This window comes from Actinoalloteichus caeruleus (assembly GCF_049311605.1).
GTDB lineage: Bacteria > Actinomycetota > Actinomycetes > Mycobacteriales > Pseudonocardiaceae > Actinoalloteichus_B > Actinoalloteichus_B caeruleus.
Genome location: NZ_CP186005.1, coordinates 3207042 through 3232419, shown reverse-complemented (window position 1 = coordinate 3232419; position 25378 = coordinate 3207042). Strand labels below are relative to the sequence as shown.

Genomic DNA, 25378 nt, shown 5'->3' with positions numbered 1-25378 from the left:
CCCGACCGGGCGGCCCGCAGCCCACCACGGCGAAGTACAGACGATCAGGTTACGTCTGGCTACACCTGGGCGACAGTCGTTGACTTCCCACTGTCTCTAGTGGTTTCTTCTCTTCACTCAGCGGATAGGGGACGGTACGGCATGAGTATGAGAAAGTGGGCTGTCGGGGTCGCGGCGGGAATGCTGGCGGTGACCACCGCCCCGGCCGTCGCACCCCTGGGCGCGCCCCAGGCCGACGCGCAGGACGACACCGGCGACCGCACCGTGCTGCGGCTCGGCGTCACCCAGAGCATCGACACGCTCAACCCGTTCGAGGCGATCATGGCGTCCTCGACCGAACTCATGCGCCTGACCTACGAGTCCCTCACCATGCCCAGCGCCGAGGACATGACCCCCACCGGGGCCCTCGCCGAATCCTGGGACACCTCCGACGACGACCTCACCTGGACCTACACCATCCGGGACGACATCACCTGGTCCGACGGGGAACCGGTGACCGCCGACGACATCGCGTTCACCTTCAACCTCATGATGGACGACCCCGACGCGCGCACCGCCAACGGCAGCTACGTCTCCACCTTCGAGTCCGTCGAGGCACCCGACCCGACCACCCTGGTCATCACCACCACCGAACCCCAGGCCACGATGCTCTCCCTGGACGTGCCCATCGTCCCCGAGCACATCTGGTCCCAGGTCGACGAGATCGCCGGCTACGGCAACGACACCATGCCCGTCGTGGGCAACGGCCCCTTCCTGATCACCGAGTACCGCGCCGAGGAGTTCGTCCGCCTCGAAGCCAACCCCGACTACTGGCGCGGACCCGCCGAGATCGACGAACTCCAGTTCCGCTTCTACCGCAACTCCGACGCCGCCGTGCAGGCACTGCGCAAGGGCGAGGTCGACCTCATCAACCGGCTCACCCCCGCCCAGTTCGACGCCCTCAGCGGCGAGGACGACATCGAGGTCAACCAGGCCCAGGGCCGCCGGTTCTACATGCTCTCCGTCAACGCCGGAGCCGCCACCGCCGACGGGGACCCCCTGGGCAACGGGCACCCCGCCCTCCAGGACATCGCCGTCCGCCAGGCCATCGCGCGAGCCCTCGACCGCGACGTCCTCGTCGACCGCGTCCTCGGCGGCTACGGCGAACCCGGAACCGGGTACGTGCCCCCCATCTTCGCCGACCTGCACTGGCAGCCCGAGGACGACCAGGCCTGGAACTTCGACCCCGGCGCCGCCAACGCCCAACTCGACAGCGCCGGCTACGAACGAGGCCCCGACGGCATCCGCGTCACCGAGGACGGCGACAGGCTCAGCTTCCGCCTCTACGGCCGCAGCGACCGCAACGCCGACACCCAGGCCGGCCAGTTCGTCCGCGACTGGCTCGCCGAGATCGGCATCGAGGTCGACCTCGAGATCATGTCCGGCAACCGGATGAACGAACTCCAGAAGGCCGGCGAGTTCGACATCGCCCTCAGCAGCTGGGCGGTCAACCCCGACCCCAACTACGTGCTGTCCATCCAAACCTGCGACCAGCGGCCCTCCGCCGCCGGCACCGGCGGCACCACCGAAAGCTTCTTCTGCCACGAGGAGTTCGACGAACTCCACGCCCAGCAACTCGCCGAGTTCGACCGCGAGACCCGCACCGAACTGATCCACCAGATGCAGCGGGTCATCCACGAGCAGTCCGCCACGATCATGCTCTACTACGAGAACGCCCTGGAGGCCTACCGGTCCGACCGGTTCACCGACTTCGGATACCAACCCGCCGACAGCGGCGTCATCCGCGAACAGCTCGGCTACTGGGGCTACTACGGAGCCACCCCGGCCACCAACCCCAACGCCTCCGCCTCCGGCACCAGCACCGGCCTGCTGCTCTCCGGCGGAGCCGCCGTCGTGATCATCGCCGTGGCCGCGGGCTGGTTCGTCACCCGCCGTCGCCGCGCCTCCGCCGACGACCGGGAGTGAACCGGTGAGTGACCTGCTGACGCCCGGGAACCAACTCACCGAGGAGGCGGGGGAGGAGCAGCGGCCAGCCCGAGGCGGGCTGGCCCGCTACCTCGCCAGCAAACTCGCCGGAGCCCTGACCAGCCTCCTGCTGGTCGTCCTCCTCGGGTTCTTCCTGTTCCGGATGCTGCCCGGCGACCCGGTGCAGACCATGACCGCCGGCCGGGAGGTCACCGCCGAACAGATCGCCGAACTCCGCGAACGCCTCGGCCTGTCCGACCCCCTCTGGCGGCAGTTCCTCGACTACCTCGGCGGCCTCCTCCAAGGCGACTTCGGCGACTCCTTCCGCTACGGCCGCCCCGTCGGCGACATCATCCTCGAACGACTGGGCCCCACCATCCTGCTCGCCGGCACCGCCACCGTCCTGGCCATCCTCCTCGGACTGTGGCTCGGCGTCCGCAGCGCCTGGCGCCACGGCAGCCGCTTCGACCGCACCGCCACCGGCGTGGCCCTCACCCTGTGGTCCGTGCCCACCTTCTGGCTCGGCCTCATCGTGCTCATGGTCTTCGCCGTCGGCGTCGGCCCCCTGCCCGGGCTGTTCCCCACCGGAGGCATCCGCTCCATCGACCCGCCGCCCGGGCTCCTCCCCCAGGTCCTCGACGTCGCCCACCACCTCGTCCTGCCCTGCCTGACCATGGTCGCCGTCATCTTCGCCCAGTACCAGATGGTCATGAGGTCCTCCCTGCTGGAGGAGATGGGCTCCGACTACCTCACCACCGCCCGCGCCAAGGGACTCCGCGAGGACCTCGTCCGCCGACGCCACGCCGTCCCCAACGCCCTGCTGCCCTCGGTGACCCTCATCTTCCTCCACCTGGGCCTGGTCGTCTCCGGAGCCATCATGGTCGAAACCGTCTTCTCCTGGCCCGGCCTGGGCTACCTCATGGTCAACGCCCTCGAGTACCCCGACCTGCCCCTCATGCAGGGCACCTTCATCGTCCTGGCCGGAACGGTCATCGTCATGAACGTCCTCGCCGACGTCGTCTACCGGTTCCTCGACCCCAGGGTGCGTGCCGCATGACCACTCCCACCAGCACCCGGGCCCTCACCTGGCAACGCCGAGCCCGCGCCCTGCGCACCGGCTGGCGGTCCTTCCGCGCCCAGCGCGGCGCCGTCGCCGGCCTGGCCGTCCTGCTCACCATCGTCGCACTGGCCGTTCTCGCACCCGTGCTCACCGACGAGTCCCAACTGGGCATCATCAACACCATGTCCAACCCGGCGCTGGCCCCACCCAGCGGCGAGTTCTGGCTGGGCACCGACGAGAACGGCCGCTCCGTGCTCCTGCTGACCTGGTGGGGAGCCCGGGTCTCCCTGCTCGTCGGCCTGGCCGCCACCCTGCTCTCGGTGTTCATCGGCACCTTCGTCGGCATCGTCTCCGCCCACTTCGGCGGCTGGCTCTCCGCCGTCCTGCTGCGCTTCACCGACTTCTTCCTCGTCCTGCCCTCCCTGGTCCTGGCCATCGCCCTGTCGACCGTGCTCTCCCGGGGAGTCGGCACCATCGTCCTGGCCATCGGCCTGACCGCCTGGCCCACCACGGCACGCCTCGTCCGCGCCCAGACCCTCACCGTTCAGGCCCGCCCCTACATCGAACGGTCCACCGCCCTGGGCGCCGGCCACGGCCACCTGATCGCCAAGCACATCCTGCCCGGCGTCCTCCCCCTCGTCTTCGCCAACACCACCCTGGCCGTGGCCAGCGCCGTCATCGCCGAATCCACCCTGTCCTTCCTCGGACTCGGCGACCCCACCCAGATCTCCTGGGGCTCGATGCTCAAGTTCGCGATGGACTCCGGCGCCGTCACCAACGGCGCCTGGTGGTACCTGCTGCCCCCCGGCCTGGGCATCGTCTGCGTCGTGCTCTCCTTCACCCTCTGCGGGCGAGGACTCGAGACCGTCCTCAACCCCAGACTGCGAGGACGATGACCCCCACACCGCCCGCCGCACCCCCGGCCGGGCACCCCCAACACACCACACGCCACACCGGACGGAGGGACAACGTGGTCGGCAGCAGCCGCGGGAACGGTGGACGAGGATGACGACACACGAACAGGACGGTGCCGACACCACGCCACGGCCACCACTACTGGACATGCGCCAGGTCACCGTCGACTACCAGTCCCGGCGAGGCACCGTGCCCGCCGTCCGCGGCGTCGACCTCACCGTCGACGCCGGCCAGACCCTCGGCCTGGCCGGCGAGTCCGGCTGCGGGAAGAGCACCCTGGCCATGTCCGTGCTCCGCCTCCTACCCCGATCCGCCCACCTCGGCGGCGACATCCTCCTCGACGGGGAGAACGTCCGCGAGATGAGCTGGGGACGACTCCGCGCCGTCCGCTGGGCCAGCGCCTCCGTGGTCTTCCAGGGCGCCATGCACGCCCTCAACCCGGTCCGCCCCATCGGCGAGCAGATCGCCGAGCCCCTCCGCCTGCACCGAGCCACCACCACCCCCGCCGCCGTCCGCACCCGCGTCAACGAACTCCTCGACCAGGTCGAACTCCCCGTCGCCCGCTCCACCGCCTACCCCCACGAACTCTCCGGCGGCCAACGCCAACGCGTCATGATCGCGATGGCCCTGGCCTGCTCACCCCGCCTCATCATCGCCGACGAACCCACCACCGCCCTCGACGTCATCGTCCAGGCCCAGGTCCTCGACCTCCTCAGCCGACTGGTCACCGAACGGCAACTCGGCCTGCTCATGATCAGCCACGACCTGTCCGTACTCGCCGCCTGCTGCCAACGCCTCGCGGTCATGTACCAGGGGCGCATCGTCGAGGAAGGGCCCTCCACCGACGTCGTCCGCACCCCCACCCACCCCCACAGCATCGCCCTCGCCGACGCCTTCCCCACCGTCGGCGACCCCGCCTCCCGCCTGGTCACCCCCCGCGACACCACCCCCGACACCCCCCCACTCCTGGAAGCCAGGGGAGTGTCCGTCACCTTCCCCAGCCGAGGCGGAACCACCACCCGCGCCGTGTCCGACGCCACCCTCGCCGTCCACCCCGACGAGATCGTCGCCCTGGTCGGCCAGTCCGGTTCCGGGAAGACCACCCTGGCCAGGACACTGCTCGGACTCCAACAACCCACCGCCGGCGAAGTCCGGTTCGACGGACGACGCCTACCCCGCTCCGCCCGGGCACTCCGCGCCTACCGCCGCCAGGCCCAACTCGTCCTCCAGGACCCCACCGGCGCGCTCAACCCCCGCCACAGCGTCTACGAGGCCGTCGCCGAAGGCCTCCGAATCCACCGCGTCCCCGGCGACGAGACCACCGCCGTCGCCGACGCCCTCAGCCAGGCGGAACTCCGACCCCCGGAGGAGTTCTTCACCGCACTGCCCCACGAACTCTCCGGCGGCCAACGCCAGCGGGTCGTCATCGCCGGCGCCCTCGCCCTCCGCCCCCGGCTGCTCATCGCCGACGAACCCGTCGCATCCCTCGACGCCTCCGTCCGAGGCGAGATCCTCGCCCTGCTCCTGGGGCTCCGCGTCGACCTCGGCCTGTCCACCCTGGTCATCACCCACGACCTCGGCCTGGCCTGGAACATCGCCGACCGGGTGATCGTCATGTACCAGGGACGCATCGTCGAGGAAGGAACCGTGGAACAGGTCCTCCTCGACCCACGCCACGAGTACACCCGCACCCTGCTGGCCGCCGTCCCCGAACCACTCACCGGCCGGGCCGGTGCCACCCCCGCCCCGACCAGCCCCAGCCGGCAGGAACCCACCGAGGACCCCTCCGAAGTCACCGGGGTCTGACCACGCACGCCACCCCAGCCGGCCACGGCCAGCACACCCCGCCCCCCGCGCCGACCAGCCCGGCGGCGGGGGAGGGGAGAGGCGAACCGGGCCGCCCACCCGGCCGCCGGCCTCAGGCGTCGTCGACGACAGGGAACTCGGTGTCGACCCGGGTGTGCTCCGCCCACTCCCGCATCCACGCCGGCACCCGCAGCCGCTCGGGGAACCCACCCACCAGCTCGGCGAGTTCGTCATGGTCCACCGAACCCCCGGACCGCCGCAGGAACCGGCTGCGCACGACCGCCTGCGCGTAGACCGTCCGCCCCACGCAGAACGTCTGCTCCAGGTAGGCCCACCGGTCGTCGAAACCCACCACGCGCGTGTAGAGGTCGAACCGCTGCCCCAACCGCAGCGAACGGCGGTAGGTGATCGTCTGACCCGCCACCACCGGATACCACCCGGCCCGCACCAGCTTCTCCCAGAACCCCGACCGCACCATCAGATCCATCCGGCCCAGATCGAGGATCGACAGGTACTTCCCGTTGTTCATGTGCCGCAGCAGGTCCAGATCGGCCACCGTCACCCGGAACGGGGTCCTCGCCACGTCCCAAACGCTCAACCGCCGCCGCCGACGCATCCGCCACCGCAGCAACAACAACCGCAGGTACAGGTTCATCCGCCACCTCCGCCCAGCGGCGGCGCCACCGCCTCGCCCGGGCGAGGGAACCCACCCGAACCGCCGACACACCGCGAGAGCCCATGTCCGCGCGAACGCTACCAGCTACCTTCACGTTCGCGAACCCTCGAATCCGGACACACCCCACGACCTGTCAGGGCAAGCGGTCACAGTGCCACCGACACCCGGACACCACCCACGGGAGCCCGACCACCCATGACCGCACCACCGACCCAGCCCACCGACCTCATCACCCGAGCCACCACCCACCACCGCGAACTCCTCGCCCACTGCTACCGCATGACCGGCTCCGCCCACGACGCCGAGGACCTCGTCCAGGAGACCTACCTCCGCGCCTGGCGAGCACACGACCAGTTCGAAGGACGCTGCTCACTCCGCACCTGGCTGTTCACCATCGCCACCCGCGTCTGCCTCACCGCCCTCGCCACCCGAGCGCGACGCCCCCTGCCCCTGGGCCTCGGCCAACCCCCCACCCACCCCGACGCCGACCTCCCCATCCCCGAAAACCCGCACTGGATCGAACCGCTTCCCGACCCCGCCGACCTCACCGCCACCCGCGACACCGTCCGACTCGCCTTCGCCGCCGCCCTCCAACACCTCCCACCCCGCCAACGCGCCGTCCTCCTCCTCCGCGACGTCCTCCACTGGCGGTCCGCCGAGGTCGCCACCACCCTCGGAACCACCACCGACGCCGTCAACAGCGCCCTCACCCGCGCCCGCACCCGCCTCCGCGACCTCGACTGCCACCCCGACCACCCCGCCGACCCACCCACCCCCCACCAACGCGACCTCCTCCACCGCTACGTCGAGGCCATGACCGCCAAGGACATCCCCACCCTCATCACCCTGTTCACCGAAGACGCCGTCTGGGAGATGCCACCCCACCCGGTCTGGTACCAGGGGCCACACCACATCGCCCACCACCTCCAACACCGCTGCCCAGGCGGACCCGGCGACCTCCACCTCACCCCGACCCGCGCCAACGGCCAGCCCGCCTTCGCCCTCTACCTCCGACACCGGACCGGACGGTTCACCCCCTTCGCCATCCAGCTCCTCACCACCACCCACGCCGGCATCACCCACGCCGTGACCTTCCTCGACCCCACCCTCTTCCCCCTCTTCCGCCTCCCCGACAACCCCCGGTGACACCACGACGGCCCCCCGCACGACCTGCCAGCCCGCCCCCACCCGGGGCAGGATCAAACCCGCACCGACCAGTTCCCCGTCCCCGGCTGGTCAACACCGGCAGGACCCAGACCACCCGACACCACGACCAAGGGACGACATCACCATGAGGAAAGTCATCTACTCGCTGTCCGTCTCCCTCGACGGCTACATCCAGACCACCGACGGCCAGATCGACTGGTCCGCTCCCGACCCCGAACTCCACCAGTTCCACAACGCGCAGGAGGCCGAGACCGACACCCACCTCTACGGGCGGCGCCTCTACGAGGACATGGCCTCCTACTGGCCCACCGCCGCCACCCAACCCGACGCCACACCGGAGGTCGTCGAGTACGCCCGGATCTGGCGCGACACACCCAAGGTCGTCTTCTCCCGCACCCTCGACTCCGTCGACCACAACAGCACCCTCGTCCGCGACGACCTCCCCGGCACCATCGCCCGGCTGAAGGATCAGCCGGGCAAACACCTCTCCCTCGGGGGCGCGACCCTCGCCGCCAGCTTCTTCCGGCTCGGCCTGATCGACGAGTACCGCCTCTTCATCCACCCCGTCGTCCTCGGCGGCGGCACCCCGTACTTCCCCACCCACGACCACCGCACCGCCCTCCACCTCGCCGACTCCCATGTCTTCGGCTCCGGCGTCGTCTACCTCCGATACCGACCCGCCTGACACCACCGCACACGCGCGGCGGGCGGGGGAGAGGCGCCTGCGGGGAGCACGCCAGGAGCACGCCCCTCCTCACTCCCGCCCGCCGCCCCCGCTGGTCGACACCCCGGTCCGGACCTCGCGGAGCGTGCCGGGCCACCTGGTCCGCCTCGCGCTGTCCGGACGAAGCGCGGGCGGGCACTGCCCCGCCATCGACGAGGTGCCGGTCCGGCGGGAGCGCGCTGGTCATCACCCCGCCGCCGTGGTCCGGCGGCATCCTGGTCGCCGGCGAGCAGCTGGACCCCGACCTGACGGCCACATTGCGACCCGCCGGGGAGTGGGGGAGCGGTTGGGGCGCTCCGTCACCCCGCTGGACCGGCGGCGCACACCGTCCCCCACCCCCAGCGCCGGCCCCGGCTGAGCCCCTGCCCCACCCGTGGGGCAGGACACGCTCCCGGTACGGCCCGAGCGCGGAGCAGGCGGGGAGGCGGCGGGCCCCGTCGCGAGAACCGGACCGCACCCCGCGGTGGAGGCAGGTCGGGACCGGGCGTAGCTGAGGTCCGCGCGCCCCGGTGGTCCGCCCCTGCACCTCCCGCGAGGTACCCGTCCCGGCGGCACGCCTCCAACCAGGACTGACAGCGACGGTGGCGCGCTGGCCTTGAGCGGCCGGACCGCGGCGGGGGCGGGCGAGCGGTTCGATGGGGGACAGCGGCACGGGAGACGGTCCACTGGCTCGTGGACGAACCGGCGGCTCCGGCCTGCCACGCGGCCACCTCGCGGTTCCGCCACGGTGGCGGTGTGCGGGCCGGGACGCCGGAACGCCGCCACCCGCCCGCCACCCGCCGGCCGGTGCTCGACCCGACCAGGAGGCGGGGTCCTACATTCCGTTCAGCTGCCTGGGCCAGCCGGACGCGTCGACAACGTCCATTCAGCTGGCCCTCCCGAGGAACAGGCCTGCCTAGCCTGGAACGGCCCCAAGATCCCTGGTCGAAACACGAGGAGAAGATGATGACGATGAGACGATTCCCGCGCGTGATGGCCGCCGCCACCGGTATCGCCGCCGCCGTCGCCGGCACGGTCCTCACGACGGGCGCCGCCGCCGCCGAGAGCCCGACCCTGATCGCCGAGGAGCCCGGCATCCAGATCATCGCGCAAGGGCAGACGGCTGACGGCGGCTGGGTGGAGTACACCGGCGTGGGCGAGATCGTCGTCGACGGCACCAGCGACGGCGTCGGAGCGCGGGCGGTGGAGGAAGTCGGCGGTGGCATCTGGAGCTACGGTTCCACGCGGAACCTCGCCGGGCGGAAGGTCTGTTACTCGCAGTACCAGCATCAGACCGCCGCCCACGGATCTTCGGTGTCGATGAACGGCAAGGAGGACTCGGACTGGGTCGGGCCGGGAGCGGTGTCGAATGCGCGGCTCACCGAGTACACCAATGCGACCTGCCACGCGTACTGGCGGAAGTGAAGCGGCCGCCGGCGGCCGCACCCTGGCCGCCGGCGCCGGACGAGACGGGGTCCATTGCCGGCGACGACCCGCGCGCACCTGGTCACGGGGTGGTGCGCGGGCCGAGCGATTCCGACGACCGGGGCTTTCGTCCAGTCGTCGCCGAGGGGCCGGACGACCGTCGGCGGGCGGACGGGGAGTGGCCAGTGGATCACTCACCGCTCCGGACCAGCATTACTTGACATAATGTACATTATCGGCGTTTTGTGGAACCGCTGGTGGGACCGTGCTAGGGACTCCGATCGCCCCGATATCCCGCGTCTCCCGTGCGCGGGTTCCGCCTGGACCCTGCCGGCCGTGGCACTCGCCGACGCGGCCCCCACGAGCGGCGACGCCGTCGTATTCGTCCCGCCGGCGAGGCGGCGGCCGGGTGGGCGGCACGACACGCCGTGCCAGGCGCCGTCGCCGTCGGCTGCCGAGGACATGGCCCGTCCGTTCGCGGCCGAGGGCGACACCGTCGGCTGGTGCGCGGGTGACCCACGGCCCGGGTGCGACGGTCGCCCGCTCGCCAGCCACGTCCGCGCCGGACCGGGCGGTGCGAGGCTGGCGAGCCACGTGCTGTCGCGTGAAGCCCGCCAGAGGCCCGGCGGGCGCACCGAGGCGGTCCCCCGAGGTGGGCCTTCGAGGCCGGACGGCGCGGGGTCACCCCCACCGCACCGCGGGCTTCGGAACCAGCCCCACTTTTCATGGATAATTGCGATTATCCATGAAAAGTGCCGGGACGGCGGTGCTCGTCCGCGTTGCCGCGAACTCCGCCGTCCGCATCGGACAGGCATGCGGCGCGCGATCCCGGGACCGGCCCGCGTTTCGTCGCGGCCCCCGTGGTCCGGCTCCTCTCCCCTGCGGGGTGGACCGTGACCGGCGGGTCCACCCCGCCCGTGGCGGTAACCGATCCCGCCGGTCCCCTCCCCGTCGGGCTGGCCGGGTCACCACCCGCCGCCGTCGCCCTCGTGGGCGGTCGCCGGGGCCACCGGAGGCCGGACGTGCTGGGGTGACAGTGCCGGTGAGCGGAGGCGGCCCCTCCCCCACCCGCTCTGTCGGTCCGCGCCGCGAACCGTGGGGAGGCCCGCCGGGTGGTCGAGGACTCCCGGCCACTCGCGCGGGCGACCCCGCGCGGCGGCCCGTCGCCTCCCGCCCCGGGGAGGCCTGGGCCGGCGCGACCGGCGTCGCGGGTGATCAGTTCGGGCCGAGCGCCGGAGGCTGATCGATCCCGAACTCGTGGCGGAGCACCCGCGACGCCGCGTGGTAGCCGCACATGCCGTGCACACCCGGGCCGGGCGGAGTGGCGGAGGAACACAGGTAGACGCCGGACAACGGGGTGCGGTAGGGGTCCCAGCGGGGGGCGGGCCGGAAGATGGCCTGCCACGGCGTCATGGCTCCCGCACCGATGTCCCCGCCCACGTAGTTGGGGTTGTACGCGGCCAGCGCGGCGGCGGGAACACCACGGGCGGCGATGATGGTGTCGGAGAAGCCGGGGGCGAAGCGTTCGATCTGCCGACGGACCCGGTCGACGGGGTCGCGGGTGTCACCGTGCGGGACGTGGCAGTAGGACCAGACCGGACGTCGGTCGGGGCGGCCGCGTGTCGGGTCGATCGTCAAGGGTTCGGACAGGAGGGTGAAGGGGCGGGCGACGTGGCGTCCGCGCGCGGTCATGGTTTCGGTGTCCCACACCTCGTGGTGGTCGCCGCCGAGGTGGACGGTGCCCGCTCCTCGGGTGTCGGGGTCGGACCAGGGAACCGGGTCGGAGACGAGGAAGTCGACCTTGGCGGCGGCGGCACCGTACCGGAAGCGCTCGAGGCTCCTGCGGTAGCCGGCGGGCAGGGAGGGGCCGGCGATGTCGAGGACGCCGGCTGGGGCGAGGTCGAGCAGGACGGCGCGCGACGCGGCGAGCTGCCGGAGGTCGGTCACGCGGCTTCCGGTGTGGAGGGTGCCGCCGTGGGCTCGGAGGTCGTCCAGGAGCGCGTCGGTGATGCGGGCGGAGCCGCCCTCGACCAGGGGCCAGCCGGTGGTGTGCGCGAGGTGGCCGAGGAGGAGGGCGACCGCGGCGCCGGTGAGGCTGGGGAGCCGGCCGACGGTGTGGGCGGCGACGCCGGCCAGGAGGGCGGGCGCCGCTGGGTCGCGGAAGGCGTGGCGACCCAGTCGGGTGCCGTGGGTGAGGACGCGGGTGGGTAGCGGCAGGGCGGCGCGTGGTGCGGCGGGCAGGTGTCGTTGGTCGGCGAGGAGCAGGTCGCAGAGGTCGCCGCTGTGTCGGACGAGTGGGGTCATCAGGGATCGCCAGTGGGCTCCGTCGGGGCCGAGGCGGTCGCAGGTGCGGTCGAGGTCCCGGTAGGCCACGGCGGTGGGGGCGTTGTCGAGGGGGTGCGCGTAGCTGGTGTCGGGGGTGCGGAGGTGGACGCCGCGTGTGCTGAGGTCGAATTCGCGGAAGAAGCGGGAGGCGGCGGCCATGGGGTGCACGGCGGAGCACAGGTCGTGGATGGTGTCGCTGTCGAAGAGGGTGGTGGTGCGCAGTCCCCCGCCGGGGGTGTCGGCGGCTTCGTGGACCTCGACGTCGAGGCCGGCGCGGGCGAGGGTGACGGCGGCGGCCAGGCCGTTGGGGCCGGATCCGACGACGGAGACGTCGGGGGTGGGCATCGGGCCTCCGTGGGATGGGTGTCCTCGGTGGTGGTGTGGGGGCGGGGGTTGTGCTGGGGACTCTTCCACGGGGAGGGGGCGGGTGCGGGGAGGGCCACGCGGGGGTGGGGAGGGGGTGGGGGTGCCCTCCCCTCCCCCGCTGGTGGGTGCCGGGCGGGTGTCCCCGGTTCCGGCCGGGGATGGTGGGTGGGGGTGGCGGCACGGCGTGACGGTGCCGGGCGGGGTCAGTCGAGGGTTGTGGGGGTGTCCTCCCGCCACAGGTGGCAGTGGTGGGTGGTGTGGGGGTCGGTCAGGCGGATCCCGGTGGGGCCGGGTGCCAGGGCCAGGGTGGCGGGGTGGGGGGACGAGGGGTGGAGGGCCGGCCAGGTGGGTGCGCCGGGGCTGTTGGGGTCGCCGTGTCGGGCGAACTGGGTCCAGTAGGTGACCATGTCGTGGGCCAGTCGCCGTTGTGCGGGGGTGAGCTGTTCGGTGACCCCGCCCCAGTCGAACAGGTAGCCGAGTTCGGAGGCGTGGCTGGCGCCCAGGGGGACGTCGGGGCGACGGGGGTGGCCGGGGTTGGGGGCGCCCGGGTCGGCGAACTCGTAGGTGTGGGTGGGGACGTGGTTGGCCCAGGCGCGCGCTTCGGTGAGGACGGGGCAGGCGACGGCGCGGGCGGTGTTGAGGGCGGCCCAGGCGGAGGCGGGGCTGGGGTGTGCTGGTGCGGGGTAGTGGGCGGCGACGGTGTCGGCATGGGGGCCGAAGGTGTCGTGGAGCAGGTGGAGGTAGTCGTCGTTGGCGAAGCGGCCGTGCAGTGCCGAGGCGACTCCGGTCATCTCGTCCCGGGTGGTGCCGATGAGGACGGGGACCCGGTGGACGGCGGCCTGGTCGAGGGCGGTGGGGGGTGGGAGGGGGATGAGCGGGGTCCCGTACGCGGGTTGGGTGAAGTCGTCGTGGTGGGGTGTGAGTGCGGTGACGTCCAGGGAGCGGAGGCAGCGGAGGGGGTCGTCGTCGTGCTGGCATCCCAGGGCGGCGGTGGTGCGCTGGCCGGCTTCCTCGGTGCGGGTGAGGGAACGCCAGGGCAGGTGTCCGGGATCTCCGGGGCCGAGTGCGTTGCGGGGGAAGATGGCGGAGCAGGAGCCGCTCTGGAGGATGGCCCGGTGGAAGAGGGAGCGCGCGGTGGGTGAGGTGAGGTGGGTGCAGACGCTCATGCCGCCGGCGGACTCCCCGGCGAGGGTGATGGTGGTGGGGTCGCCGCCGAAGGCGGCGATGTTGCGGCGGACCCAGGCCAGGGCGGCCTGTTGGTCGGCGAGGCCGAAGGTGCCGCTGCCGGGGAGTTCGGGGTGGCCGAAGAATCCGAGGGCGCCGAGGCGGTAGTTGAGGGTGACCACGACGAGGCCGTTGGCCGCGAGTGCGCGGGGGTCGTGGTCGCTGCCCGCGCCGGTGGTGAAGCCGCCGCCGTGGATCCACACCAGGACCGGTGCCGGGTGGTGGTGTGCGGTGGGTGGTGGGGCGGTGACGTTGAGGTGGAGGCAGTCCTCGGCGGTGCTGGCGGGGGTGCCGCCGAGGCCGGGGCCCTGGGCGCAGCGGGGGCCGGGGGTGGTGGCGTCCCGGGTGCCGGTCCAGGGTGGTGGTGGGTGGGGTGGCTGCCAGCGGAGGTCGCCGACGGGTGGGGCGGCGTAGGGGATTCCGAGGAAGTCGCGGTGGTCGGTGTCGTGGTGTCCCTTGAGGAGCCCGGTGTCCACTCTGACCAGGGTTGGGTCCGGGGTGGGTGGTGGGTGGCCCGCGAGGGCGGCTGGGATGAGGAGTGCGAGGGCGACGGCGAGGGCGAGGGTGGTGGTCAGGGGGCGGTGTCGTGTGGTGTGGGGGTGGTGCGGGGGCCGCATGGGGTCACTCCGTTGTGGTCGTCCCGACCGCGACGTCGTGTGAGGGTGGCGGTGTCCGCCCGGCGGGGCGCGGGTGGCCTCGTCGGGTGCGGTGTCCGCTGTGCGGGTGGGTGGTCGCGGTCGGGTGGGCCGGTCCTCGGGCGGGCCGGCCGGTGGGTGGGACGGGTGTCGCCGCGTGTCCTGCGGCTGCTCCCCGGGTGGTCAGGGGGCGCTGCTGGGCGTGTGGCGACGGGTGGTTCGGGGTGGACGTGTGGTGCGCGTCGGGTCGCGTGGTGGTCGGGGCCGGCCGGTGCGCGGGGCTGCGCGGGATGGTCGGCGTGCGACGTGTGCCGGGCTTCCGGGTGGGTGCGCGGTGGTGGCCGTGGTGGGCGTCACCGGGTGCGCGCCGCGTTCCGTGGTGGTTTCCGGTTTCGGCGACGACGGGCGGCCGGGTCCAGGGACCGCCCGTGACAGGTTATCAACGGTCTGTGATCGACGCCAGGTCCGGTTGGTGGTGGGGTGGTGGGCCGGGCGGTGGATGGGAGTGGCGCTCGGGCTTGGGGTGTCCGGCGGTTGGCGTGGTGGCGGGGCGTGGGCGGTCCGAGCGGTCGTGGTTGGAGGGTTGGTGGCGTGTGGCGGGGTGCCACCGGGCGAAACGTGGCACCAACCTTCTAGCGGGTTGGCGTGGTGTGGGCGGGGGGAGTCGTGTGGCGGGCCGGTGGTGCGGGTGTGGTCGCCGGGGTCGTGTCGCCCGGTCGGAGGTGGTGGGAGGAGCGCGGTGGCCGTGCGGGCGCGTCGTGGGGCGGTGCGGTCCAGGTGGCTTCGCGGTGCGGTCCTGGGGTGGTGTGGTCGCGTGTGCGGTCCAGGCCGCCAGGTGCACGCGGTCCACTGCTCCCCTGGTTGGCGTAGCCGTGCGCGTCGCCCGAGGGGAAGTAGGGGGAAGTAGGCGGAGTTGCCGGTCTCCGGTGTCAGGGCTCGTCCGTCGGTGGTGAGTGTGCGGGTTCCTGACTCGATGAGCTCGAAGCCGTGGGAGGCGGGGAGTTCTCCCGTGTCGCCTCCGGGTGGCAGGGTGCCGTGGATCCGGTCGAAGTGGGTTCCGGGGGTTCGGGGGTGAGGATTCCCGGTGCCATCCCCCGGCCTCGTGGAGGTGGGCGTGGTCGCTGGCGGGGTGCGGGTACCACCGGGTCCTGTTCGGCTGCGGTGATCACGGGGTGGTGGGGCGACGAGAGTCCGCCCGGCGGTCCGGGTCAGGACGACCACGGTGGGTACCTTCTCGCCGCGTTCGACGGCGGGGAGCATGCTGGCGCTCACCGAAGGCGGCGGTGGCCAGGTCGTGCGGGGTCATGCCTCGTCCCCGGCGGGGGCGTTGTACGCGGTGGGCGAGGACACGCGGTTCCAGCACTACAGTGTTTTTGTGTCCGCTGTAGAGGAAAGTTCGGGGCGGGTTGGTGCCGTGCTGATCCGTCCCGCGCGTGTTGGTGACCTGGCCGAGGTGGCGGCGATCTTCGCCCACTACGTGACAGGCACGGTGAGCACCTTCGAGGAGGTGCCGCCCACGGTGGAGTGGTGGGGGCAGCGCCTGGCCGATGTCACCGGCCGGGGGCTGCCGTTCCTCGTCGCCGAGGTCGAGGGGGGTGTCGCGGGGTACGCCTATGCCGGGAGTTGGCGTGACAAGCCGGCCTATCGGCACACGGTGGAGGATTCGATCTACGTGCGTCCGGACCGTACGGGTCTGGGTATCGGGGGCGCGTTGTTGAGCCGGTTGCTCGGCGAGTGCGCCCGTGCGGGTGCGCGGCGGATGATCGCGGTGATCGCGGACTCCGGTGACGCGTCCTCCACGGAGTTGCACCGGCGGCATGGGTTCACCGAGGTGGGGCGGCTGGTGGGAGTGGGTTTCAAGCACGGCAGGTGGTGGGACACGGCGCTGTGGCAACGGCCGCTGGGGGTGGCCGGCTGGGGCGCTGGGCCTGGCGTGGGTGAGGTGTCGCGGCCAGGGGGCTGACGGTGCGGGGCCGGGTCGCGGTGGACCCGGCCCCTCCGTTCCGCTGGTGCGGTCCGTGTGGTGTGGCCGGTGCTCAGCTGGCGACGCGGATGGTCGGCTGGTGACGCACGGGGAAGTTGACCGAGTTCGCGATGAAGCAGTCGCGGTGCGCCGCGGCGTGCAGTTCCTCCGCCCGCTCGACCATGCTGGCGTCGGTGACGGTGACCACGGGGTTGAGGACGACCTCGACGAACCTGCCGCTGGAGACCCGTTCCATGCGCATCAGGCCGGTGGCGGCGTCCTCGTAGGAGGTGACCACCACCCCCTGGGTCGCGCACAGCGCCAGGTAGGTCAGGAGGTGGCATTCGGACAGCGCGCCGACGAGGAACTCCTCGGGGTTCCACCGGGACTGGTCACCGCGGAAGGAGGGATCCGCGCTTCCCTGGAGGACGGGCTTGCCCTCCACCACCAGGTCGTGGTCACGGGTGTAGGTGCGGTAGGACGAGGTGTCCTGTCCTGGCTGGGGGGTCCAGCGCACCGTGACCGCGTAGTGATGTTCCTTGCTCATCGTTCGTGTTCCTCCTCGCTCCCGTGTGTCAGGAGACGGTGGGCGACGGTACCGCTCGTCGGCGACGGGAACATCCAGGTTTTGGTGGAGTGTCCGGCGTGGGTGTCGCTGGGGGTGCGCTGGACTCGGCGGGCGTGGCGCCGGGAGGGTGTCGTGGTTCCGCTGGGGGTCAGGTCCGTGCCTGGCGGTCGCGGCGGCGGTTCGTGGATCCTTCCGCCGAGGTGGGTGCTGCTGAGGTCGCGCGCCCAGGTCGCCTCGTCCTCGGAGCTGGCCGTGCGGCGGGTGGGCGTCCCTGCTCCGCACCTGGTGTTGCGTGGCGCGCCGCGCGTGGTGTGGGCGGACGAGGGCGCCGAGGTCTTCCGGGTGTTTCGGTCCTGGCCGCTGCCCGGGGCCGGGAGGCCGGCCTGGCGGTGGGCGTTGGGGGCTTCCCGTGAGGTGGCGGCGCTGGGTGGTCTTCGGGTGCCGGTGCCGGTGGCGTGGTCGGTGTCGCGCGGTGATTTGTGCATCCGGTCGGGCGCCGGGGTGACCGGGACCCGGTAGCAGGGGACCCGTCGGTGCGTCGGGTGGCGTGGAGGACCTGGGTGCTCGTTCTTCTCGAGGCTGTTGGGGCCGCTGTTGGCCGTCGTCGGGAACCTTCCGGGGTTTTCGGCGAGGAGGGCGGGTGGGCTGGCCTGCCGGTCCTTCGCACCCCCCGGTTCGTGCTCCGCCCGCCAGGGGTGCGGGGTGGTCCCGTGGGCCCGGTGGTCCTCGGCTGTCCGGGTGGTGGCCGGAGTCAGGGGTGCGGATGGGGCGGCCGCTCCCCCGCCCGGGCGGGGGCCCGTTCCCGTCGGGGTCCGGGGGCCCGGGCCCCGGCTGGTTCCCGCCCCACGCGCCCCGTGAGGTGGGCCCCTCCCTCTCGGGGGGTGGGCGGGGGCTCTCGGTGTCGCACGGTGGGGCGGAGGAACGGACGAAAGTCACCGTCGGGCGTCGTGGCGGGTGTGGGACCGGCAGGATGTGCCTCATGAGCCACCACCACCCGTCCCGGCCCACGCCCGAGTGCGACGGCACCTCGACGCCCGGCCCGCAGGACTGGGAGCAGCGTTCCCGAGAGCTCGAACGTGAGGCGGAGCTGGCCGTCCCGTGGGTCACCGCCGCCACCCGGTGGATCGCCGAGCTCGTGGGCCCCAACCTGGTGGAGTGGGTCCTCGACGTCGGGTCAGGGCCGGGAGTGCACACCGAGACCCTGGCGTTGACCTTCCCCACCGCCAGGGTGACCGCCGTGGACGGTGCGCCGGCTCTCCTGCGCCACGCCGAGGCGCGGGCGCGGCGGGCGGGGCTGTCGGAGCGGCTCGACGTCCACCACGCCGATCTGAACACGGACCTGGACCGTCTTCCGGTGGCGGACGTGATCTGGGCGAGTCGCGTCCTGCACCACGTGGCTGACCAGCCGCGCGCGGTGCGGTCGCTGGCGGGGCGTCTGCAGCCCGGGGGGTTGCTCGCGGTCGTCGAGGGAGGGCTGCCGATGCGGTTCCTGCCCGCGAGGTCCGGGCCGGGGTCGGCCGGGTTCCCCTCGCGGTTGGACGCCCTGGTGTCGGAGGCCGTGGCCGAGGCGCTGGCGGGCCATCACGAGCCGGGCGGTCCGGGTCCGGTGACCGACTGGCCGGCGGAGCTGGCCGGGGCCGGGCTGGTGGGTACCCGGAGTCGGTCGTTCCTGTTGGACGTGCCCGCTCCGGCGCCCCCGGAGGTCCGCGAGTACGTGGTGGACCGGCTGGGCCGGGCGAGGGAGATGGCGGGCGGGGCGCTGGGCGCGCCGGACCGGGGGGCGTTGGACCGGTTGTTGGATCCCGAGGATCCGGAGGGGGTGGCGCGGCGGCCGGACCTGTTCCTGCTGTCCGCGGCCACCGTGCACGTCGGGTGGCGGGAGGCCTGAGGGGGCTGGGTCCGGTGGCGTGGCCGGCGTCAGTCGGGGTCGGTGGCGCGGGGGCGGGCACGGACGTGGACCCGCTCGCCTTGGCGGCCGAACAGGCTCAGCAGTTCGACGGGCCCCGAGCCGGTGCTGCCGAACCAGTGGGGCAGTCGGGTGTCGAACTCGGCGGCCTCACCGGCGCGCAGGACGACGTCGTGTTCGGCCAGCACCAGGCGCAGCCGGCCGCTGAGGACATAGCACCATTCGTAGCCCTCGTGGGTTTTGGGGTCGGGTTCGGTCTGCGTCTCGGGGATGACGAACTTGTAGGCCTGGAGTCCGCCGGGTTGGCGGGTCAGCGGGATGACGGTCATCCCCCGGATCTGGCGGGGTCGGGTCCGGATGCGGGGGTCGCCGACCGGTGGGCTGCCCACCAGTTCGTCGATGGGTACCTGGTGGGCGCGGGCGATGGGGAGCAGGAGTTCCAGGCTGGGTCGTCGCCGTCCCGACTCCAGGCGGGACAGGGTGCTCACCGAGATGCCGGTGGCGGCTGACAGGGAGGACAGCGTCGCGCCGCGTTGTTGGCGCACCCTCCGCAGCCGGGGTCCCACCTCGGCGAGGACCGTCTCCAGTTCGTCGGGGGGTGAGGTCGGGTCGCTGTCGGGGTCCCCGGGTCCGCTCATGACCCGATTATGGCAGGGACGGCAACGTGGGTTGCCGTTGTCAGGCGGGGCCGGAGAGGAGCCCGCCGTCGTGGACCAGCCGTTCCCGGCCCGGGGGGCCGGTGTCGTCGAGGGCGCGTCGCACGTGGTCGCGGTCCGCGTGGGAGGCGAGGCGCAGCCGCAGTCGTTCGGATCTGAGCACGGCGACGCGGAGGCGGAGCAGGCGTCCGCTGTCGGGGTCGAGGTCGGGTAGGTAGGCGGCGCGCAGGTCGGGGCGGTAGGAGTCGTGCCCGGTGATGCCTTCGTAGTCGTTGATGAGGTCACCGCAGCCGTAGAGGACGAGGTGCCCTCGGTAGACCTCCCAGGCGCGCGGGTGGTGGGAGGAGTGGCCGTGGACGAGGTCCACTCCCCCGTCGATGAGGTGGTGGGCGAAGTCCACCTGCGCCGGGGGCACGGTGTACCCCCAGTTGCCGCCCCAGTGCACCGAGACGGCGGTGGTCGCGCCGGCGCGGCGGGCGGGGGCGAGGCGGGCGGCGAGGGTGTGGGCGGCGGTGGGTGAGAGGTCGGGGATCAGGTGCACGCCGGGTCGTGCCGGGTTGGCGGCCCAGGTGGCGGGGACGCCGCTGTCCGGGGTCGCGCAGCCCAGCACGGCCAGCGAGTTCCCGCCGGGCAGGGGGATCGGGTGGGGGCGGGCTGCGTGGTCGGCGTCGGTGCCCGCCCCGACGGTGGGCAGGCCGGCGTCGGTGAGGGCGCGCAGGGTGTCGAGCAGTCCGGGGTGGCCGAGGTCGAGGACGTGGTTGTTGGCCAGCGTGCACACGTCGGGGGCCAGCGCGGTCAGCACGGGGAGGTTGTCCGGGGACATCCGGTAGTGCTGGGCCTTGGCGGGGTCGAACGTGTCGGCCCTGGTGACGCTGGTTTCGAGGTTGATCAGCCGGGCGGCGGGCCGGAGTTCGGTGAGCAGGGCGAGCAGGTCGCCCCAGGGCCAGTCGTGGGGGGCGGGGGCGGGCAGGGGGCCGTGCGCGGCCTCGGCCAGCCGCAGGTAGTCGCGGGCGTCGCGGAGCCAGTCCTCGCGGATCTCGGGGGCGCCGGCGCCGGGGAGCAGCTGGTCGACGCCGCGTCCGGTCATGACGTCGCCGGCCAGGAACAGGGTGACCGGTGGGGCGCGGCGCGCGGCGCTGTCCCGGTCGTGTCCGGGGTGGGGGTGGTGGGCGGGGGTCATCGGGGAGGCCGCCGGCGGTGGGTGGGGTCTCAGGCGGGGTGGGTGAGGGCGGCCAGGTGGGTGGTGAACCAGCGGGTGGCGAGGTCGGCGACCTGGTCGAGCGCGCCGGGTTCCTCGAACAGGTGGGTGGCGGCGGGCACCACGGCCAGGTCGGCGGGGCCTCCGAGTCGGGTGTGGGCCTGCCGGTTGAGTTCGAGGACGATCTCGTCGGCTCCGCCGACGATGAGCAGGGTCGGTGCCCGGACGGCGGGGAGGTGGGGGCCGGCGAGGTCGGGGCGGCCGCCTCGGGAGACGACGGCGGCGATGTCGGCGTCCCGGTCGGACGCGGCCCACAACGCGGCGGCGGCACCGGTGCTGGCCCCGAAGTAGCCGATGGGCAGGCCGGCGGCCCGGGGGTGCTCCCGCGCCCAGGTGGTGGCGGCGCGGAGGCGGCTGGCGAGTAGGGGGATGTCGAAGACCCGCGCCCGGTCCCGTTCTTCCTCGGCGGTGAGCAGGTCGAACAGGAGGGTGCCCAGGTGCCCGGCGGTGAGGGCGTCGGCGACCCGCTGGTTTCGGGGGCTGCGGCGGCTGCTGCCGCTGCCGTGGGCGAAGATCACCAGGCCCAGGGGTTGGGCGGGCAGGTGGAGGTGCCCGGGGAGGGTGACGGTTCCGGCGGGCACGGTGACGTCCTGGTCGGCGGTGGTGCTGCTCGCCGGGGGGCCGGGCACGGAGGACGGCCCGGTGTGGTCGCGGGAGAGCAGGTCCACGACTTCGGCGTCGCTGGTCTGGTCGAAGTGCGCGTAGGCCTGGCCGACGGCCAGGAACATCGAGGGGGTTTCCAGGCAGATGAGGTCGTCGACCTCGTCCCGGAGGGCGTCCACGGCCTCGGGTGGGGCGACGGGGACGGCGAGGATGACCCGTCGGGCGCCGTGGGCTCGGACGACCTGGGCGGCGGCGCGGGCGGTGGAACCGGTCGCGATGCCGTCGTCGACGAGGATGGCGGTGCGACCGGTGAGGGGGGTGCGGGGGCGGTCGCCGCGGAACCGGGCGGCGCGGCTGTCGACCTGGGCGCGTTCCCGGCGTTCGACCTCGGCGAGGTGGGTGGCGTCCACGCCCGCGCGCCGGCGGATGTGGTCGTTGATCACGCGGACGCCGTCCTCTCCGACGGCGCCCATGCCCAGTTCGGGTTGACCGGGTACTCCCAGTTTGCGGACGACGACGACGTCCAGGGGCCGGTGGAGGTGGGCGGCGACCTGGTGGGCCACCGGTACCCCGCCCCGGGGCAGTCCCAGGACCACCACGTCCTGGTCGGCGAGGGGCGTCAGGCGGTGCGCCAGGCGCTGGCCGGCGTCGGTTCGGTCGGTGAAGGGCATCGCTGCCTCCTCACGGGTGGTCGGGGAACCGCCCGCCTGTGAGGGCCGCACGGGGGCGGGGCGGATTGTCCGGTGTCGTGGTCCACGGTAGGCGGGGGTGGGGTGTCGGGGGCAGTGCGGAAGGTCCCGGCCCGGTGGGGTCGGGTGGTCGTCAGGGGGCGCGGCGCGGGTGGGGGGTGAGGAACTGGCGCAGCCGCTGCCAGGGGTAGGTGTTGATGACCTCGTCGGGGCCGACCCAGCCGCGTTGCGCGGTGCCCACGCCCAGCCGCACCTGGTCGAGGTGGGTCGCGGCGTGGGCGTCGCTGGCGACGGAGAAGCGGACGCCGAAGTCCCGGGCCCGGCGTGCGAGGTCGCCGTCGAGGTCCATGCGGTCGGGGAAGGAGTTGATCTCCAGGGCGGTGTCGTGGCGGGCCGCTTCGGCGAAGACGGCGTCCCAGTCGGCGTCGAGTGCCGGGCGGTGTCCGATCAGCCGGGTGGTGGGGTGGCCGAGCACGTTCACCAGTGGGTGCCGGACGGCGGCCAGCAGTCGGGCGGTGGTGTCGTGCCTGCTCTGCCGGAAGTGGGAGTGCACCGAGGCCACGCGGATGTCGAAACCGCGCAGGATGTCGTCGTCCCAGTCCAGGCCGCCGTCGGGTTGGATGTTCAGTTCGGTGCCGTGGAGCAGGTGGATGCCGGCGTCGCGGTCGAGCCGGCGGATCCGCCGGCGCTGCTCGAGTGCCTTCTCCGTGGTCATGCGCTGCATGCGCAGCAGGGGGGCGTGGTCGGTGATGGCGCAGTACTCGTGGCCGGCGGCCCGGGCGGCGCGCACCATCTCCTCCAGGGAGGCGACGCCGTCGGTGAGGTCGGTGTGGGTGTGGAGGTCACCGCGCAGGTCGCGGCGTCGCAGCAGGCGGGGTAGTTGGTGCCGTTGGGCGGCCTGGATCTCCCCGGTGTCCTCGCGCAGGGGTGGCGGTATCCAGTCGAGGCCGAGCCGTGCGTAGAGCTCCTCCTCGCTGTCGGCTCGGACCGGGCGTCGGGTGCGGGCCCGGAGCAGGCCGTACTCGGACAGGGTCAGGCCGGCGTGCACGGCGATCTCGCGGATGCGGATGTTGTGGGCCTGGGATCCGGTGAAGTACAGCAGTGCGGCTCCCCAGGCTCGGGGTGGGACGGCGCGGACGTCGATCTGGACGCCGTCTCGGGTGCGCACGGAGGTCTTGGTGCCTCCGCTGCCCAGGACGCGGTCGACGGCGGGCAGGGTGGTGACCGCGCGCATGACGGCGTCGGGGTCGGTGGTGGCGACCAGCAGGTCGAGGTCGCCGACGGTGTCGCGTCGGCGGCGGACGGAGCCGGCGACCTCGGCCCGCTGCGCTCCGGGCAGGGCGGTGAGCTGGCCGAGTGCCTGGTCGGCGAGATCCAGGGCGAGGGCGAGGGGGATGCGGTGCCCGGCTCGCTGGGTCTCGCGGAGGGCGGCGGTGAGGTTCTCCTCGGTGCGCGGCCCCCACCCCCGCAGGTCGCGCAGGTGTCCGTGCCGGAGGGCGTCGCGCAGTGCGGCGGTGGAGGTGATGCCCCGTTCCTGGAAGACCTGGTGGGCGCGGCGCGGGCCGAGCCCGGGGACGGCCAGGAGGGCCCGCAGGCCCGCGGGTACCTCGGCGCGGAGCGTGTCGAGTTCGGTGACGGTGCCCGTGTCGAGGTACTGCTTGATCTTGGTGGCGAGTTGGTCGCCGACGCCGGGGATGGCGCGCAGGCCGCGTCGGTCGAGGCCGGTGAGGTCGGCGGTGTGCCCCCGCACCGATCGGGCGGCGCGTTCGTAGGCCCGGATCTTGAACGGGTCGGCCCCCGAGATCGCCAGGAGTTCCGCGAACTCGGTGAGCATGTCCGCCACGGCCTCGTTGGAGCGGGGCATGCTTCGACGGTACGTCGGCGGGCCGGGCGGCGCGGGCGCGGCGGTTTCCCGGGCGTGACTGGTCACCGGGGGTGGCCGGGGCCCGTGGTCCGCGGGTGGTGGGGGCGGCCCAGCACGTAGGTGGCGGTGACGGCGCGGTCGTCGCCCAGGGTCATGAGGGCGAGGAGCCGCTCGGTCAGGGTCGTCGCCCGCCGGGTTCGGCGTCGCAGTACCGGGGTCGCCGCCCAGTCCAGGACGACGAAGTCGGCTTCCCGCCCGGGGTGGAGGTTTCCGATGGCCCCGTCCAGGCGCAGTGCCCGCGCGCCGCCGAGGGTCGCCAGGTAGAAGGCGCGGAGGGCGGACAGCGGGTGGCCGCGCAGGGCGGCGACGGCGTGGGCCGCGTTGAGGGTGACCAGCGGTGAGTAGCTGGTGCCGGCGCCGACGTCGGTGCCGATGCCCACCGGGATGCCGGCGGCCAGCGCCGAGGACAGGTCGAACAGGCCGCTGCCCAGGAAGAGGTTGGAGGTGGGGCAGTGCGCCACGGCGGTGCCGGTGCGGGCGAGCCGCCGCCGGTCGGTCGGGTCGATGTGGACGCAGTGGCCGAGGATGCTGCGGGGGCCGAGCAGTCCGTGGGCGTCGAACAGCGCGACAGGGGAATCGGTGCCGAACAGGTGGTTCACCAGCGCCACCTCCTCCTGGTTCTCGGCGGCGTGGCTTTGGATCCACAGGTCGGGAATCTCCCGGTGGAGGCGGGCGACCATCGTGAGCAGCGCCTCGGTCGAGGTCGGGGCGAAGCGGGGGGACAGCGCGTAGCCCAGGCGTCCTCGCCGGTGCCAGCGTTCGAGGAGGTCCCGGGTCTGGTGTTCGGCGGTGGCGAGGTCGGGGTCGCGGAGTCCGTCGGGGGCGTGGGGTGCGCGGTCCATGAGGACCTTGCCGCTGATCATGCGGAGGTCGCGGTCGAGCGCGGCGGAGAGGAAGCCGTCGACGGAGGCGGGGTGGGCGGTCGGGAAGACCCCGGCGGTGGTGGTGCCGGCGGCCAGCAGGGTGTCGAGGAGGAAGTCCGCTGCCCGCCGGGCGTGGTCGCGGTCGTCGAACTCGCGTTCCCTCGGGTACACGGTGGTGGTGAGCCAGTCCTGGAAGTCCTGGCCGGGGCCGGCGATGGCGTCGATCTGGCTGGAGTGGACGTGGGGGTCGACGAAGCCGGGCAGGATCAGGCCGCCCCGGTGGTCGACGTGGGGGGCGTGGCGGTGGCGTGAGGGCAGCGCCGTGGCCGGGCCGACCCAGTCGACGTGCCCGTCGGGGGTGACGACCAGGGCGCCCTCGGGGTGGTGTTCCGCGCTGCCGGGCGCCTCCTCGTCGCCGGGGTCGTCGAGGAAGTGCAGGATCTCACCGAGGAAGACGGTGGCGGTGTCCTCGGGTCCGGTGGGGGTGTGGTGGTCGGGGCGGGTGGTCGGCGGGTTCATGGTGCGGGTGGGGTCGGCCGGCGGCGCCGGGGGGCGCGGTGTGGGCGGGCGGGGGCGGGTTCCCGCGGTGGGATCACGGTGGCCTCCCGGGTGGGTCGTGGGTGCGGGGTTCTCCGCCGGGGGCGGTGTCGGCGTGCCTCCCATCCTGCCCGGCTGGGCACC

19 protein-coding genes are annotated in these 25378 nt (G+C 73.2%); 10 read left to right on the top strand and 9 right to left on the bottom strand.

The genetic code is table 11. From position 1 onward, the window contains the following. Positions 1–141 precede the first annotated feature (141 nt). The 4 genes from ACOJVX_RS13115 (at position 142) to ACOJVX_RS13100 (ending at position 5746) form a co-directional block, all read left to right on the top strand. On the top strand, positions 142–1965 hold the full coding sequence (locus ACOJVX_RS13115; RefSeq protein ID WP_245588728.1) for an ABC transporter substrate-binding protein: 1824 nt from the start codon (positions 142–144) through the stop codon (positions 1963–1965). Between the two features lie 4 nt (positions 1966–1969). Continuing rightward, entirely contained in the window at positions 1970–3022 is a 1053-nt protein-coding gene (locus tag ACOJVX_RS13110; RefSeq protein ID WP_026418028.1) for an ABC transporter permease, read from the top strand. Beyond that, positions 3019–3921: an ABC transporter permease gene (locus ACOJVX_RS13105; protein WP_026418027.1), complete on the top strand. Its 903-nt coding sequence runs from the start codon at positions 3019–3021 to the stop codon at positions 3919–3921. The genes ACOJVX_RS13110 and ACOJVX_RS13105 overlap by 4 nt, the downstream gene beginning before the upstream one ends. Before the next feature lie 109 nt (positions 3922–4030). After that, entirely contained in the window at positions 4031–5746 is a 1716-nt protein-coding gene (locus ACOJVX_RS13100; RefSeq protein WP_030228331.1) for a dipeptide ABC transporter ATP-binding protein, read from the top strand. Positions 5747–5858: 112 nt separating this feature from the next. On the opposite strand, the gene ACOJVX_RS13095 is transcribed toward ACOJVX_RS13100, so the two are convergent. Beyond that, positions 5859–6401, bottom strand: a complete 543-nt coding sequence (locus ACOJVX_RS13095) for an acyl-CoA thioesterase (RefSeq protein ID WP_026418026.1) — start codon at positions 6399–6401, stop codon at positions 5859–5861. Between the two features lie 216 nt (positions 6402–6617). Here ACOJVX_RS13095 and ACOJVX_RS13090 point away from each other — a divergent pair, with 216 nt between their 5' ends. The 3 genes from ACOJVX_RS13090 (at position 6618) to ACOJVX_RS13080 (ending at position 9717) form a co-directional block, all read left to right on the top strand. Then, positions 6618–7568: a sigma-70 family RNA polymerase sigma factor gene (locus tag ACOJVX_RS13090; protein ID WP_422646783.1), complete on the top strand. Its 951-nt coding sequence runs from the start codon at positions 6618–6620 to the stop codon at positions 7566–7568. Positions 7569–7713: 145 nt separating this feature from the next. Continuing rightward, a complete protein-coding gene (locus tag ACOJVX_RS13085; protein WP_026418024.1) occupies positions 7714–8274 on the top strand; it encodes a dihydrofolate reductase family protein in 561 nt (186 codons plus the stop codon). Between the two features lie 984 nt (positions 8275–9258). After that, a complete protein-coding gene (locus tag ACOJVX_RS13080) occupies positions 9259–9717 on the top strand; it encodes a lactococcin 972 family bacteriocin (protein ID WP_422646782.1) in 459 nt (152 codons plus the stop codon). Positions 9718–10932: 1215 nt separating this feature from the next. Here ACOJVX_RS13080 and ACOJVX_RS13075 read toward each other — a convergent pair. Both ACOJVX_RS13075 and ACOJVX_RS13070 read right to left on the bottom strand, forming a co-directional pair. Then, entirely contained in the window at positions 10933–12387 is a 1455-nt protein-coding gene (locus ACOJVX_RS13075) for a phytoene desaturase family protein (RefSeq protein ID WP_422646781.1), read from the bottom strand. A gap of 224 nt (positions 12388–12611) precedes the next feature. After that, positions 12612–14249 (bottom strand): carboxylesterase/lipase family protein, encoded by a 1638-nt coding sequence (locus ACOJVX_RS13070; protein ID WP_418155147.1) that lies wholly within the window; start codon positions 14247–14249, stop codon positions 12612–12614. Positions 14250–15489: 1240 nt separating this feature from the next. On the opposite strand from ACOJVX_RS13070, the gene ACOJVX_RS13065 reads away from it, so the two are divergent. Then, positions 15490–16230, top strand: coding sequence for a GNAT family N-acetyltransferase (locus ACOJVX_RS13065; RefSeq protein ID WP_422646780.1), 741 nt, complete (start codon positions 15490–15492; stop codon positions 16228–16230). A 73-nt stretch (positions 16231–16303) separates the two neighbouring features. On the opposite strand, the gene ACOJVX_RS13060 is transcribed toward ACOJVX_RS13065, so the two are convergent. Further along, the gene (locus ACOJVX_RS13060) at positions 16304–16777 is read right to left on the bottom strand and encodes an OsmC family protein (protein WP_026418021.1); all 474 of its coding nucleotides are present in this window, start codon (positions 16775–16777) and stop codon (positions 16304–16306) included. A 225-nt stretch (positions 16778–17002) separates the two neighbouring features. Here ACOJVX_RS13060 and ACOJVX_RS13055 point away from each other — a divergent pair, with 225 nt between their 5' ends. Both ACOJVX_RS13055 and ACOJVX_RS13050 read left to right on the top strand, forming a co-directional pair. Continuing rightward, positions 17003–17317 carry a hypothetical protein gene (locus tag ACOJVX_RS13055; protein WP_422646779.1) on the top strand — a complete coding sequence of 105 codons (315 nt, stop codon included), beginning with the start codon at positions 17003–17005 and terminating at the stop codon, positions 17315–17317. Between the two features lie 460 nt (positions 17318–17777). Beyond that, positions 17778–18686 (top strand): class I SAM-dependent methyltransferase, encoded by a 909-nt coding sequence (locus tag ACOJVX_RS13050; protein WP_081715306.1) that lies wholly within the window; start codon positions 17778–17780, stop codon positions 18684–18686. 29 nt (positions 18687–18715) lie between these two features. Here the strand turns inward: ACOJVX_RS13050 and ACOJVX_RS13045 are convergent, their stop codons facing one another. The 5 genes from ACOJVX_RS13045 to guaD form a co-directional block, all read right to left on the bottom strand. Beyond that, entirely contained in the window at positions 18716–19342 is a 627-nt protein-coding gene (locus tag ACOJVX_RS13045; protein WP_030107213.1) for a helix-turn-helix domain-containing protein, read from the bottom strand. Positions 19343–19382: 40 nt separating this feature from the next. Continuing rightward, complete coding sequence (locus tag ACOJVX_RS13040) at positions 19383–20540, bottom strand: CapA family protein (protein ID WP_418155142.1); 1158 nt, start codon at positions 20538–20540, stop codon at positions 19383–19385. 29 nt (positions 20541–20569) lie between these two features. Further along, complete coding sequence (locus tag ACOJVX_RS13035; protein ID WP_418155141.1) at positions 20570–21892, bottom strand: phosphoribosyltransferase family protein; 1323 nt, start codon at positions 21890–21892, stop codon at positions 20570–20572. A gap of 151 nt (positions 21893–22043) precedes the next feature. Further along, a complete protein-coding gene (polX, locus tag ACOJVX_RS13030) occupies positions 22044–23774 on the bottom strand; it encodes a DNA polymerase/3'-5' exonuclease PolX (RefSeq protein WP_422646778.1) in 1731 nt (576 codons plus the stop codon). Positions 23775–23836: 62 nt separating this feature from the next. Next, positions 23837–25216 carry a guanine deaminase gene (gene guaD / locus ACOJVX_RS13025; protein ID WP_081715305.1) on the bottom strand — a complete coding sequence of 460 codons (1380 nt, stop codon included), beginning with the start codon at positions 25214–25216 and terminating at the stop codon, positions 23837–23839. Between the last annotated feature and the right edge of the window lie 162 nt (positions 25217–25378).